At 46.3% G+C, this 13,529-nt stretch carries 14 protein-coding genes; 12 read left to right on the top strand and 2 right to left on the bottom strand.

Going from position 1 to position 13,529, the window contains the following annotated elements:
• Nucleotides 1-324: 324 nt before the first annotated feature.
• Nucleotides 325-1,218 (bottom strand): Hsp33 family molecular chaperone HslO, encoded by an 894-nt coding sequence (hslO, locus tag AB4482_RS18430; RefSeq protein WP_017063067.1) that lies wholly within the window; start codon nucleotides 1,216-1,218, stop codon nucleotides 325-327.
• A gap of 18 nt (nucleotides 1,219-1,236) precedes the next feature.
• The gene (gene hslR, locus AB4482_RS18425; RefSeq protein ID WP_017062490.1) at nucleotides 1,237-1,623 is read right to left on the bottom strand and encodes a ribosome-associated heat shock protein Hsp15; all 387 of its coding nucleotides are present in this window, start codon (nucleotides 1,621-1,623) and stop codon (nucleotides 1,237-1,239) included.
• Nucleotides 1,624-1,954: 331 nt separating this feature from the next.
• Here hslR and gspC point away from each other — a divergent pair, with 331 nt between their 5' ends.
• The 12 genes from gspC (at nucleotide 1,955) to AB4482_RS18365 (ending at nucleotide 13,505) form a co-directional block, all read left to right on the top strand.
• Nucleotides 1,955-2,836: a type II secretion system protein GspC gene (gspC, locus tag AB4482_RS18420; RefSeq protein WP_372181403.1), complete on the top strand. Its 882-nt coding sequence runs from the start codon at nucleotides 1,955-1,957 to the stop codon at nucleotides 2,834-2,836.
• Nucleotides 2,837-2,877: 41 nt separating this feature from the next.
• Nucleotides 2,878-4,902: a type II secretion system secretin GspD gene (gene gspD / locus AB4482_RS18415; RefSeq protein ID WP_372181401.1), complete on the top strand. Its 2,025-nt coding sequence runs from the start codon at nucleotides 2,878-2,880 to the stop codon at nucleotides 4,900-4,902.
• Nucleotides 4,902-6,404: a type II secretion system ATPase GspE gene (gene gspE / locus AB4482_RS18410; RefSeq protein WP_065585034.1), complete on the top strand. Its 1,503-nt coding sequence runs from the start codon at nucleotides 4,902-4,904 to the stop codon at nucleotides 6,402-6,404. The genes gspD and gspE overlap by 1 nt, the downstream gene beginning before the upstream one ends.
• A 1-nt stretch (nucleotide 6,405) precedes the next feature.
• On the top strand, nucleotides 6,406-7,626 hold the full coding sequence (gene gspF, locus AB4482_RS18405; protein ID WP_102320993.1) for a type II secretion system inner membrane protein GspF: 1,221 nt from the start codon (nucleotides 6,406-6,408) through the stop codon (nucleotides 7,624-7,626).
• Nucleotides 7,627-7,714: 88 nt separating this feature from the next.
• Entirely contained in the window at nucleotides 7,715-8,158 is a 444-nt protein-coding gene (gene gspG, locus AB4482_RS18400; RefSeq protein ID WP_017062485.1) for a type II secretion system major pseudopilin GspG, read from the top strand.
• 96 nt (nucleotides 8,159-8,254) lie between these two features.
• Nucleotides 8,255-8,848, top strand: coding sequence for a type II secretion system minor pseudopilin GspH (gene gspH, locus AB4482_RS18395; RefSeq protein WP_372181399.1), 594 nt, complete (start codon nucleotides 8,255-8,257; stop codon nucleotides 8,846-8,848).
• On the top strand, nucleotides 8,835-9,230 hold the full coding sequence (gene gspI / locus AB4482_RS18390; RefSeq protein ID WP_017062483.1) for a type II secretion system minor pseudopilin GspI: 396 nt from the start codon (nucleotides 8,835-8,837) through the stop codon (nucleotides 9,228-9,230). The genes gspH and gspI overlap by 14 nt, the downstream gene beginning before the upstream one ends.
• On the top strand, nucleotides 9,217-9,984 hold the full coding sequence (gene gspJ, locus AB4482_RS18385; RefSeq protein WP_017063073.1) for a type II secretion system minor pseudopilin GspJ: 768 nt from the start codon (nucleotides 9,217-9,219) through the stop codon (nucleotides 9,982-9,984). The genes gspI and gspJ overlap by 14 nt, the downstream gene beginning before the upstream one ends.
• Nucleotides 9,968-11,017: a type II secretion system minor pseudopilin GspK gene (gene gspK, locus AB4482_RS18380; protein ID WP_017062481.1), complete on the top strand. Its 1,050-nt coding sequence runs from the start codon at nucleotides 9,968-9,970 to the stop codon at nucleotides 11,015-11,017. The genes gspJ and gspK overlap by 17 nt, the downstream gene beginning before the upstream one ends.
• Nucleotides 10,986-12,215 carry a type II secretion system protein GspL gene (gene gspL / locus AB4482_RS18375; RefSeq protein ID WP_136977379.1) on the top strand — a complete coding sequence of 410 codons (1,230 nt, stop codon included), beginning with the start codon at nucleotides 10,986-10,988 and terminating at the stop codon, nucleotides 12,213-12,215. Before gspK ends, gspL begins: the two co-directional genes overlap by 32 nt.
• A gap of 20 nt (nucleotides 12,216-12,235) precedes the next feature.
• A complete protein-coding gene (locus AB4482_RS18370; protein WP_171732293.1) occupies nucleotides 12,236-12,724 on the top strand; it encodes a type II secretion system protein M in 489 nt (162 codons plus the stop codon).
• A gap of 1 nt (nucleotide 12,725) precedes the next feature.
• Complete coding sequence (locus AB4482_RS18365; protein ID WP_372181397.1) at nucleotides 12,726-13,505, top strand: type II secretion system protein N; 780 nt, start codon at nucleotides 12,726-12,728, stop codon at nucleotides 13,503-13,505.
• Nucleotides 13,506-13,529 lie beyond the last annotated feature (24 nt).

Here is a 13,529-nt window from a genome sequence, read left to right as displayed (position 1 = left end):
AGGATATTTTGTAGGGATTTTGTATTAATTTTTTATTGTTATCTGCTCACCATGCTAGCAACGAGACTCGGGGGAAACAGGGATATAGCTCAAAAAATATCCATATTAGCCATGGGGTTTTAAGCGTCTCGTCACATATTGGCCCAACTAGTCTATCCTGTACGCAAACCTTTGCGCTAGGGGCGAGAACATTATTAATTGATTAAAATTAAGCGGTGATTTTATTACGAGATGTTACGGAGTTTGCGCTATTTTGATCACAAAAAAGGCCAGCTGAGGGCTGACCTTTTTGGGGTAAATTACGTGTTTTTGGTACGCCGTAAATTAATGAACCGTATTGCTGCCTTTATCTGCTGCTTCTGCGTACAGTGCATCAACATCATTCTTGTCGAACGAGTAGTTTGTGCCACAGTAATCGCAGTGTAGACCAACGCTTCCTTCGGTGCTTAGGATGTCGTAGATCTCTTCTTGAGCAACAGTAATGATAGCCGCAGCGCTTCGATCACGTGAACAGCCACAGAAGAACTCAACCGGTTGTGGTGTGAATAGCTGTACTTTCTCTTGGTTGTACAAACGGTAAAGCAGTTCGTTCGCTTCTAGAGTGAATAGCTCTTCGTTTTTCACGGTGTCTGTTAGTTGCTCTAGGTGCTCGAAGTCGTCTGGAGTACCGGTGCCGTCAGGCATTACTTGTAGCAACATACCTGCAGCGTGTGCTTTGCCTTCATGCTCGCCAGTGCGCAGCCATAGACGAGTCTTAAGCTGTTCAGAGTTAGCGAAGTAGCCTTCAAGCACTTGTGCAAGCGTGTCACCTTCAAGACCAACGATACCTTGGTAACGCTCACCTTTCTTAGGATCGATAGTGATCACTAGATGACCTTTACCCATTAGGGCGTGTAGACCTGCGTCGTCTGCGATATCGCCTTCAAAGCGAGCAACACCACGGATCTTCTGATCGTGATCGCCATTGATAACTGCTAGAGATACTGGGCCGTCACCTTGCAGCTGCATCGTGATAGAACCTTCAAACTTTAGGGTCGCCGTTAGTAGCGTCGTTGAAACCAGTAGCTCACCCAACAGCTTTTGTACTGGAGCTGGGTATTCCTTGCTAGAAATAATCTGTTGGTACGCTTCGTCCATCTGTACCAATTCACCACGTACTGATAGGTCTTCAAATAGGTAGCGATTTAAAACATTACTTGTAGACATTGGGTCTGCCATTTGGCTATTCCTTCTAGCTTATTGAGTCTTGAACTTGATGATGTCACGACGTTGCTTTTTATCTGGGCGACGTTCTGGTGCTGGGCTATGAGCATTTAGCTTGCGCTGTTGTGCAAACTCTTCTCTTTTTGCCAAGCTTTCGGTGGTTTCTTCATAGAGGGTTTGAGCGATCGGGGCTCCACCACGATGGGCTGAGATTTTCTCGATCGTTACCGTCTTTTCTTCATTACCTTGGCGCAGTGTAATCACAGCCCCAAGTTCGACAATTTTACTTGGCTTGCTGCGCTGACCATTATAGTGGACTTTGCCACCATCGACCATGTTGCGAGCAATAGACCGGGTTTTGTAAAAACGAGCTGCCCACAACCATTTATCGAGTCTGACAGCTTCATTAGCAGTTTTCATATAGGGCTGTGCCTTATTAAGTGAGAAATGAATGCGGTTTAACTGTAACGAACAGTGCGCAACATGTTTTTGATGATGCTTATCACATTAAGTAGAAGCTTAAAGTGGAGGCGGTTGGCATTTTTTTCAAGTCATAATACAAAATAGCCATGTTATGCCGATTTATCGATTTGCTATGATATAGTTCAGGATCTTATTGCTTAAATAAGCTTGGTATCGAACGAATGAATAAAAAAGCTGAAAGTTTAATGATTTGCAGCGTTTGTCGTCATGAAAAGGGACTAGGAAAGTGAACTTTTTAGAGCTCAAAAATCGCGTAGGGAATTCTCCTATGTTGAGCCGCTTATTAGAGAATGGATTTGTACTTCAGCAGAAACTAAGCTTAGCGACCTGTTGTGTATTGATTGCAGCTTCCGCATGGATCTTAGGGCAGCTTGCATGGTTTATCGAACCTGCTGAGCAAACTATCGCGCCTTGGACAGCAACGGCTTCATCGTATTCAGCACCTCAATCGACCCTTGATATCTCTTCTTTGCAGCAGAGCAACATGTTTGGTGCTTACAACCCAAGCACGCCCGCTGTGGTTGAACAGCAAGTTATCCAAGATGCGCCTAAGACGCGATTAAACCTCGTTTTAGTGGGTGCAGTCGCGAGCTCGAATCCAAAACTGAGCTTAGCGGTGATCGCCAATCGCGGCACGCAAGCGACCTACGGAATTAATGAAGAGATTGAAGGCACTCGAGCCAAGTTAAAAGCGGTATTAATCGACCGCGTTATCATTGATAACTCAGGACGAGACGAAACCTTGATGCTTGAAGGTATTGAGTACAAGCGTTTGGCTGTATCAGCGCCTGCGCCACCTCGTAGCTCTTCTTCGGTTCGTGGTAATAATCCGGCTTCAGCAGAAGAGAAGCTTGATGAAATTAAAGCGAAGATAATGAAAGATCCGCAACAAATCTTCCAATATGTTCGACTGTCTCAGGTGAAGCGTGACGATAAAGTGATCGGTTATCGTGTGAGCCCTGGCAAAGATTCAGAACTTTTTAACTCTGTTGGGCTCCAAAACGGAGATATTGCCACTCAGTTAAATGGACAAGACCTGACAGACCCTGCTGCTATGGGCAACATATTCCGTTCCATCTCAGAACTAACAGAGCTAAATCTGGTGGTCGAGAGAGATGGTCAACAACATGAAGTGTTTATTGAATTTTAAAACTTTGCGTCTAACGAAGGACGAAAGTGTAGGAGAAGTACGTGAAGCATTGGTTTAAGAAAAGTGCATGGTTATTGGCAGGAAGCTTGATCTGCACACCCGCAGCCATCGCGAGTGATTTTAGTGCCAGCTTTAAGGGCACTGACATTCAAGAGTTTATTAATATTGTTGGCCGCAACTTAGAGAAGACCATCATCGTTGAACCTTCGGTACGCGGGAAAATTGATGTGCGCAGTTATGACGTACTCAATGAAGAGCAATATTACAGCTTCTTCTTAAACGTATTAGAGGTGTATGGCTACGCGGTCGTTGAAATGGACTCGGGTGTTCTTAAGATCATCAAAGCCAAGGATTCGAAAACATCGGCAATTCCAGTCGTTGGAGACAGTGATACGATCAAAGGCGACAACGTGGTGACACGTGTTGTGACGGTTCGTAATGTCTCGGTGCGTGAACTTTCTCCTCTGCTTCGTCAACTAAACGACAATGCAGGCGCGGGTAACGTTGTGCACTACGACCCAGCCAACATCATCCTTATTACAGGCCGAGCGGCGGTAGTAAACCGTTTAGCTGAAATCATCAAGCGTGTTGACCAAGCGGGTGATAAAGAGATTGAAGTCGTTGAGCTAAAGAATGCTTCTGCGGCAGAAATGGTACGTATCGTTGATGCGTTAAGCAAAACCACTGATGTGAAAAACACACCTGCATTTCTACAACCTAAATTAGTTGCCGATGAACGTACCAATGCGATTCTTATCTCAGGTGACCCTAAGGTACGTAGCCGTTTAAGAAGGTTGATTGAACAGCTTGATGTGGAAATGGCAACCAAGGGCAACAACCAAGTAATTTACCTTAAATACGCCAAAGCAGAAGATTTAGTCGATGTGCTGAAAGGCGTGTCGGACAACCTGCAATCAGAAAAGCAATCTTCAACCAAAGGCAGCTCATCGCAACGTAACCAAGTGATGATCTCCGCTCACAGTGATACCAACTCGTTGGTGATTACCGCACAACCGGACATCATGAATGCGCTTCAAGATGTGATCGCACAGTTGGATATTCGTCGTGCTCAAGTATTGATTGAAGCCCTAATTGTCGAGATGGCAGAGGGTGATGGCATTAACCTTGGTGTGCAATGGGGTAACCTTGATACTGGTGCTGTGATTCAGTATGGCAACACAGGTGCGTCAATCGGTGGCGTAATGGTTGGTTTAGAAGAAGCGAAAGACACTGAAACGACCACCGCAGTCTATGATGATAATGGCGCCTTTTTGCGTAATGAAACGACCACAGAATCCGGTGACTACTCAACGTTAGCTTCTGCTCTTTCTGGCGTTAATGGCGCGGCAATGAGCGTAGTGATGGGTGACTGGACTGCCTTGATCAGTGCAGTAGCGACCGATTCAAATTCAAATATCCTATCTTCTCCAAGTATCACCGTGATGGATAACGGCGAAGCGTCGTTCATTGTGGGCGAAGAGGTGCCTGTTTTAACTGGCTCGACCGCAGGCTCAAGTAACGATAACCCATTCCAAACGGTTGAACGTAAAGAAGTGGGTATCAAGCTAAAAGTCGTGCCACAAATCAATGAAGGTGACTCAGTTCAGCTGCAAATAGAACAAGAAGTATCGAACGTATTAGGCGCAAACGGGGCAGTAGATGTTCGTTTTGCTAAGCGTCAGCTAAATACGTCAGTGATTGTTCAAGACGGTCAAATGCTGGTGCTGGGTGGCTTGATTGACGAGCGAGCGCTGGAAAGTGAATCTAAGGTGCCGTTCTTGGGCGATATCCCTGTTCTAGGACACCTGTTCAAATCAACCAGTACTCAGGTTGAGAAAAAGAACCTAATGGTATTCATCAAGCCGACCATTATTCGTGATGGTATGACGGCCGATGGTATTACTCAGCGTAAATACAACTTTATTCGTGCTGAGCAGTTGTATAAGTCAGAGCAGGGCCTGAAGCTGATGGATGACGATAATATTCCAGTACTGCCTAAATTTGGCGAAAGCATGAATTACCCGGCTGAACTTCAAGCCTTCATTGATCAGATGGAAACAGAATAATGGCTGAATTGGTAGGGGCGGCACGTACTTATCAGCGCTTGCCGTTTAGCTTTGCGAATCGCTATAAGATGGTGTTGGAGTATCAACATCCAGAGCGCGCACCGATACTTTATTATGTTGAGCCACTGAAATCGGCGGCGATCATTGAAGTGAGTCGTGTTGTGAAAAATGGTTTCACGCCACAAGCGATTACTCTCGATGAGTTTGATAAAAAACTGACCGATGCTTATCAGCGTGACTCGTCGGAAGCTCGTCAGCTCATGGAAGACATTGGTGCTGATAGTGATGATTTCTTCTCACTAGCGGAAGAACTGCCTCAAGACGAAGACTTACTTGAATCAGAAGATGATGCACCAATCATCAAGTTAATCAATGCGATGCTGGGTGAGGCGATCAAAGAAGGTGCTTCGGATATTCATATCGAAACCTTTGAAAAGTCACTTTGTATCCGTTTCCGAGTTGATGGTGTGCTGCGTGATGTTCTAGCGCCAAGCCGTAAACTGGCTCCGCTATTGGTTTCACGTGTCAAGGTTATGGCTAAATTGGATATTGCGGAAAAGCGCGTGCCACAAGATGGCCGTATCTCTCTGCGTATTGGTGGCCGAGCGGTTGATGTTCGTGTTTCAACCATGCCTTCTTCGCACGGTGAGCGTGTGGTAATGCGTCTGTTGGACAAAAACGCCACTCGTCTAGACTTGCACAGTTTAGGTATGACAGCAGAAAACCATGAAAACTTCCGTAAGCTGATTCAGCGCCCACACGGCATTATCTTGGTGACCGGCCCGACAGGTTCAGGTAAATCGACGACCCTGTACGCAGGCCTGCAAGAACTCAACAGCAATGAACGAAACATTTTAACCGTTGAAGACCCGATCGAATTCGATATCGATGGCATTGGTCAAACACAAGTGAACCCTAAGGTTGATATGACCTTTGCGCGTGGTTTACGTGCGATTCTTCGTCAAGATCCCGATGTGGTAATGATTGGTGAGATACGTGACTTAGAGACCGCAGAGATCGCTGTTCAAGCCTCTTTGACCGGTCACTTAGTGATGTCGACCCTTCACACCAATACGGCAATCGGTGCAATTACGCGTCTGCGTGATATGGGCATCGAACCCTTCTTGATCTCTTCTTCGCTGCTGGGTGTTTTGGCTCAGCGCTTGGTTCGCACCCTGTGTAACGACTGTAAAGAACCTTACGAAGCGGATAAAGAGCAGAAGAAACTGTTTGGGTTGAAGAAGAAAGACAGCCTGACGCTTTACCATGCCAAAGGGTGTGAAAGCTGCAGTCACAAAGGCTATCGAGGCCGTACTGGTATTCATGAGCTATTGATGATTGACGATTCGGTACAAGAGCTGATTCACAGTGAGGCTGGCGAACAGGCGATTGAGAAAGCAATTCGTGGCACAACACCAAGTATTCGAGATGATGGCTTGAGCAAAGTTCTGAAAGGGGTAACGTCCTTAGAAGAAGTGATGCGAGTGACCAAGGAAGTCTAGTATGGCGGCATTTGAATACAAAGCGCTGGATGCCAAGGGTAAGAGCAAAAAGGGCTCGATTGAAGCGGATAACGCTCGTCAGGCTCGCCAGCGCTTAAAAGAACAAGGCTTGATGCCGGTTGAGATGACCGAAGCTAAAGCTAAAACGACGAAAGGTGCACAGCCTTCGACCAGCTTTAAGCGTGGTATCAGCACGCCAGACCTTGCTTTGATTACTCGCCAAATTTCCACCTTGGTGCAATCAGGCATGCCGCTAGAAGAGTGCTTGAAAGCCGTGGCGGAGCAATCTGAAAAGCCACGTATTCGAACCATGTTACTGGCGGTTCGTTCGAAGGTAACGGAAGGTTATTCGCTAGCCGATAGCTTGGCTGATTACCCACATATCTTTGATGAACTGTTTAGAGCCATGGTCGCGGCTGGTGAGAAATCGGGTCACTTAGATGCGGTATTGGAGCGACTGGCTGATTACGCAGAAAACCGTCAGAAGATGCGCTCTAAGTTGCTGCAAGCGATGATCTACCCTGTGGTGCTGGTGGTGTTTGCGGTGACGATTGTTTCGTTCCTGCTGGCAACCGTGGTACCTAAGATCGTTGAACCGATTATCCAAATGGGCCAAGAACTTCCTCAATCGACACAATTTTTATTGGCATCGAGTGAATTTATCCAGAATTGGGGCATCCAATTACTGTTGTTGATCATCGGTGTGATTGTGTTGATTAAGACCGCTCTGAAAAAGCCGGGTGTTCGCATGAGTTGGGATCGCAAGCTATTAAGCATTCCACTGATCGGCAAGATCGCGAAAGGAATTAATACCTCTCGTTTTGCACGAACACTCTCTATCTGTACCTCGAGTGCGATTCCTATCCTTGAGGGGATGAAGGTTGCGGTTGATGTAATGTCGAATCACCACGTGAAGCAACAAGTACTGCAGGCGTCAGACAGTGTTAGAGAAGGGGCAAGCCTGCGTAAAGCGCTCGATCAAACCAAACTCTTCCCTCCAATGATGCTGCATATGATCGCCAGTGGTGAGCAGAGTGGTCAGTTAGAGCAAATGCTAACAAGAGCGGCAGATAACCAGGATCAAAGCTTTGAATCGACCGTGAATATCGCGTTAGGTATCTTTACGCCAGCACTTATCGCTTTGATGGCAGGCTTAGTGCTGTTCATTGTGATGGCGACTCTGATGCCGATGCTTGAAATGAATAATTTGATGAGTGGTTAATCAACTGCTCATAAGACGTTAGTTTTTGGATTAACGAGAAGAAGGACATTATTACCTTCAACTCGCTGTCTGTAATTTGGAGAAAATAATGAAAAACAGAATGAAGAAACAATCAGGCTTTACCCTATTAGAAGTGATGGTTGTTGTGGTTATCCTTGGCGTATTGGCGAGCTTTGTTGTACCTAACCTATTGGGTAACAAAGAGAAGGCTGACCAACAAAAAGCCATCACTGATATTGTGGCGCTAGAGAACGCGCTAGATATGTACAAACTGGATAACAGCGTTTACCCAACAACGGATCAAGGTCTTGATGCATTGGTTTCTAAGCCAAGCAGCCCAGAGCCTCGTAACTACCGCGACGGTGGCTACATCAAGCGTCTGCCAAACGACCCATGGGGTAACGAGTACCAATACCTAAGCCCTGGTGATAACGGCACTATTGATATTTTCACTCTTGGTGCTGATGGCCAAGAAGGTGGTGAAGGTATTGCGGCGGATATCGGCAACTGGAACATGCAGGATTTCCAATAAGCTTCAGCTTATTGTTTGATTCGTTATTGATGCTTGATACGTTATTGATGCTTGATACGTTATTGATGGTAGGACGTAAACAGATGGAGTCTAAAGGTGAAAACTAAGCAAACACAGCCAGGTTTCACCTTGATTGAGATTCTCTTGGTGTTGGTACTACTGTCAGTAACGGCGGTTGCGGTGATCGCGACCATTCCTACCAATAGCAAAGATGTTGCTAAAAAATACGCTCAAAGCTTTTATCAGCGAGTTCAATTACTCAATGAAGAGGCTATTTTGAGCGGCTTAGATTTTGGCGTTCGAGTTGATGAAAAGAAATCGACCTATGTACTGATGGCGCTTAAGTCTGAAGGCTGGCAAGAAGTCGATTTTGAAAAAATCCCCTCTTTAACTGAACTACCGGAAGAACTCGTATTGTCACTGACCTTAGGTGGTGGCGCATGGGAAGACGATGATCGGTTGTTCAATCCAGGAAGCTTGTTTGATGAAGATATGTTTGCTGATCTTGAAGAGGAAAAGAAGCCGAAACCACCACAGATCTACATCTTGTCGAGTGCTGAAATGACGCCATTTGTATTGTCGTTTTATCCAAATACCGGAGACACCATACAAGATGGTTGGCGTATTCGAGTATTGGACAATGGTGTGATTCGACTGCTAGAACCGGGAGAAGAAGATGAAGAGGAATAACCGTTCTCCTTATCGTTTTCGTGGTATGCCCCTTGGTTCTCGAGGAATGACGCTGCTTGAGGTATTGGTTGCGCTCGCTATCTTTGCGACTGCGGCGATCAGTGTGATTCGTGCTGTTACTCAGCACATCAATACCCTCAGTTATCTCGAAGAAAAAACCTTCGCGGCTATGGTCGTTGATAATCAAATGGCTTTGGTGATGCTGCATCCTGAGAAGCTAAAAAAAGCGCAGGGCACACAAGAGTTGGCCGAGAGAGAGTGGTTTTGGAAGGTCACGCCAATCGATACTAGCGATGATTTATTAAAGGCGTTTGATGTGAGTGTGGCAACCAGTAAACAAGCTTCTCCAGTGGTCACGGTGCGCAGCTATGTGGTCAAGTAAAAGCGTGTCGTTAGCTCAGAGCAAGTCGCTAAGTAAGAGCATGTCCGCCAATAAGCGTGTGCCTCGTAAACAAGGACTATCTTCGAAAGGGAGAGGCTTTACCTTAATTGAGGTTTTGGTCTCGATCGCTATCTTTGCCACGTTAAGCATGGCGGCTTATCAGGTAGTAAATCAGGTTCAGCGCAGCAACGAGCTTTCAATCGAGCGCAGTGCTCGTTTAAATCAACTGCAACGTAGCTTAGTCATTTTAGATAATGATTTTCGCCAGATGGCGGTGCGACAATTTCGTACCAACGGTGAAGAAGCATCATCTAAGCTGATCTTAATTAAAGAGTATTTACTGGATTCCGACAGCGTTGGCATCATGTTTACTCGCCTTGGCTGGCATAACCCACAGCAGCAGTTTCCTCGCGGAGAAGTCACCAAAGTGGGTTACCGCATTAAAGAAGAAACGCTTGAGCGTGTGTGGTGGCGCTACCCCGATACTCCTGCAGGACAAGAAGGTGTGATTACGCCTTTGCTTGATGATGTTGAAAGCTTGGAATTCGAGTTTTATGACGGAAGCCGCTGGGGGAAAGAGTGGCAAGCCGACAAATCGCTACCGAAAGCGGTAAGGTTAAAGCTAACCTTGAAAGATTATGGTGAGATAGAGCGTATTTATCTCACCCCTGGTGGCACGCTAGATCAGGCCGATGATTCTTCAAACAGTGACTCTTCAAGTAGTAATGAGGGGAATAATGACTCATCGAACTAATAAGTTTGCACTGACAAGGTCTGCCATGGGGCGCAAGCAGCGAGGTGTTGCGCTGATCATTATCCTGATGCTACTGGCGATAATGGCAACCATCGCAGGCAGTATGTCGGAACGCCTGTTTACTCAATTTAAGCGCGTGGGCAATCAACTGAATTACCAACAGGCTTACTGGTACAGCATTGGTGTCGAAGCGCTGGTGCAAGACGGCATTAGGCAAAGCTACAAAGACAGTGATACCGTCAACTTGAGTCAACCATGGGCGTTAGAAGAACAGGTATACCCGTTGGATTATGGTCAAGTTAAAGGCCGTATTGTTGATGCTCAGGCATGTTTTAATCTCAATGCGTTGGCTGGTGTGGCGACGACTTCAAGTAACCAAACACCTTATTTAATTACGGTTTGGCAAACCTTGTTGGAAAACCAAGATGTTGAGCCTTATCAGGCCGAGGTTATTGCACATTCAAGCTGGGAATTTGTTGATAGTGATACCCGAACCACCTCTTCAGCTGGTGTAGAAGACAGTACTTATGAGGCGATGAAGCCATCTTATTTGGCAGCGAATGGCTTAATGGCCGATGAGTCCGAGCTACGCTCGGTTTATCAAGTCACTGGTGAGGTGATGAATAAGGTTCGCCCCTTTGTTTGTGCTCTGCCGAGCGATGATTTCCGTTTGAATGTGAATACTCTTACGGAAAAGCAGGCGCCGTTATTGGAAGCGATGTTTGCCCCCGGCTTAAGTGAATCGGATGCCAAACAGCTGATAGACAAACGCCCATTCGATGGTTGGGATACGGTGGATGCGTTTATGGCTGAGCCTGCTATTGTGGGTGTGAGTGCCGAAGTCAGCAAAAAAGCGAAAGCATATTTAACTGTAGATAGCGCCTATTTTGAGCTAGATGCAGAGGTATTAGTTGAGCAGTCACGTGTACGTATACGGACGCTTTTCTATAGTAGTAATCGAGAAACAGTGACGGTAGTACGCCGTCGTTTTGGAGGAATCAGTGAGCGAGTTTCTGACCGTTCGACTGAGTAGCGAACCACAAAGCCCTGTGCAGTGGTTAGTTTGGTCGACAAGCCAACAAGAAGTGATAGCAAGTGGCGAACTGTCTAGCTGGGAGCAGCTGGATGAGTTAACGCCTTACGCTGAAAAGCGTAGCTGTATCGCTTTATTGCCGGGAAATGAATGCTTAATTAAGCGTGTTGAGATCCCGAAAGGTGCTGCTCGCCAGTTCGATTCTATGCTGCCGTTTTTATTAGAAGACGAAGTCGCACAAGATATCGAAGACTTACACCTGACTATTTTAGAGAAAGACGCAACGCACGCGACAGTGTGTGGTGTGGAACGTGATTGGCTTAAGCAGGCGCTGGATACTTTCCGCGAAGCGAACATTATCTTTCGTAAAGTATTGCCTGATACCTTAGCGTTGCCTTTAGAAGATCAGGGCATCAGTGCGCTGCAGATCGACCAACATTGGTTATTGCGTCAAAGCAACTATCAAGCAGTGTCGATCAATGAGGCGTGGCTAGCGATGTTCTTACAAAGCGATTGGGTTGCCTTAGATGACGAAGAGCAATCACCAACGATTTTTAGCTACACCGCACTGCCAAGTGATGACGTTCAACTGCAAAGTGGCATTGAGTGGCAAGCTAAACCTGCGGAACTGGTGATGTCTTTACTGAGCCAACAAGCCATTACAAGTGGCGTAAACTTACTGACTGGCACCTTTAAAACCAAATCTTCATTCAGTAAGTACTGGCGTGTATGGCAAAAAGTAGCGATCGCAGCTTGTTTGCTGGTGGCGGTGATCGTCACTCAGCAAGTCTTAAAGGTTCAGCAGTACGAAGCACAAGCCGAAGCGTACCGAACGGAGAGTGAACGTATTTTTAGAAGCGTACTTCCGGGCAAGCAACGTATTCCGACGGTCAGCTACCTTAAGCGCCAGATGAACGACGAAGCTAAGAAGTATGGTGGCTCGGGTGATGGTGATTCCTTACTTGGATGGCTAGCGTTACTGCCAGAAACTTTAGGACAAGTGAAAGCCATCGAAGTGAATAGTATTCGCTACGACGGCAACCGCTCAGAGGTGAGATTGGAAGCGAAAAGTACTGACTTCCAATATTTCGAGACTGCGCGAGTGAAACTTGAAGAGAAGTTTACCGTTGAGCAAGGGCCATTGAATCGTAATGGTGATGCCGTATTTGGTAGCTTTACCCTTAAACCCCGTCAATAAACTGCGTAAGGAGATCAGTGATGAGAAATATGATTGAGCCACTCCAAGCGTGGTGGACTTCAATAAGTCAAAGAGAGCAACGATTAGTGATTGGTTGCTCAATTTTATTGGTGGTCGGTGTCGTTTATTGGGGGCTAATCCAGCCACTCAGTCAGCGAGCTGAACTTGCGCAGACCCGTATTCAAAGTGAGAAGCAACTGCTGACTTGGGTAACCAATAAAGCCAACGAAGTGGTGGAGCTGCGAGGCAGTGGTGGGATTGTTGCTAGCCAACCTTTAAACCAATCTGTGCCAGCTTCTATGCGTCGTTTCAAGATTGAATTAATTCGAGTTCAGCCGCGTGGCGAGATGCTGCAAGTCTGGGTGAAACCTGTGCCTTTTAATCAGTTCTTAGATTGGCTGACATACTTGAAAGAGAAGCAGGGTGTCGAAGTTGAGTTTATGGACATTGATCGCTCCGATAACCCAGGGGTTATTGAGGTCAACCGACTACAGTTTAAACGAGGTTAATGTGAAACGCGGTTTATCTTTGAAGTTAGGTTTACTTTTTGGCGGCATCTTTATTGTCTTTTTCTCGGTTAGTCTGTTGCTGCATCTACCGGCCTCTTTTGTACTCAAACATGCACCGGCTGTGCGTGGCTTGAATATTGAAGGTGTTGAAGGAACGGTTTGGCAGGGCAGCGCCAATAATATCGCCTGGCAGCGTGTTAATTACGGTTCAGTACAGTGGGACTTTCAGTTCTCTAAACTCTTCCAAGCCAAAGCTGAATTAGCGGTTCGTTTTGGTCGTAATAGCGACATGAACTTGTCAGGAAAAGGGCGTGTTGGGTACAGCATGAGTGGTGCGTATGCGGAAAACTTAGTCGCATCAATGCCCGCTGCTAACGTGATGAAATATGCTCCAGCCATTCCAGTCCCGGTTTCAATTGGTGGAAAGGTTGAGCTGACGATCAAGCATGCGGTTCATACTCAACCTTGGTGTCAGTCTGGTGAAGGTACTGTGGCTTGGTCTGGTGCTGCAGTCGATTCACCTGTTGGTTCGTTAGACCTTGGTCCTGTGATTGCGGACATAACCTGTGAAGACAGTACAATTGCAGCCAAAGGCGTTCAGAAGAGCACTCAAGTAGACAGTGAATTCTCAGCGAGTCTAACATCTAACCAGCGCTACACATCTGCAGCGTGGTTTAAACCGGGTGTTGAATTCCCGCCAACGATGCAAAATCAGCTTAAATGGTTGGGTAATCCTGATAGCCAAGGTAAGTACCAGTTTACTTATCAAGGTCGTTTTTAGCTAAACGGCTAAGGGTCACTAAAT

Source organism: Vibrio sp. 10N.222.55.C7 (assembly GCF_041473335.1).
GTDB lineage: Bacteria > Pseudomonadota > Gammaproteobacteria > Enterobacterales > Vibrionaceae > Vibrio > Vibrio crassostreae_C.
This window is presented reverse-complemented; position numbering and strand designations above follow the sequence as displayed.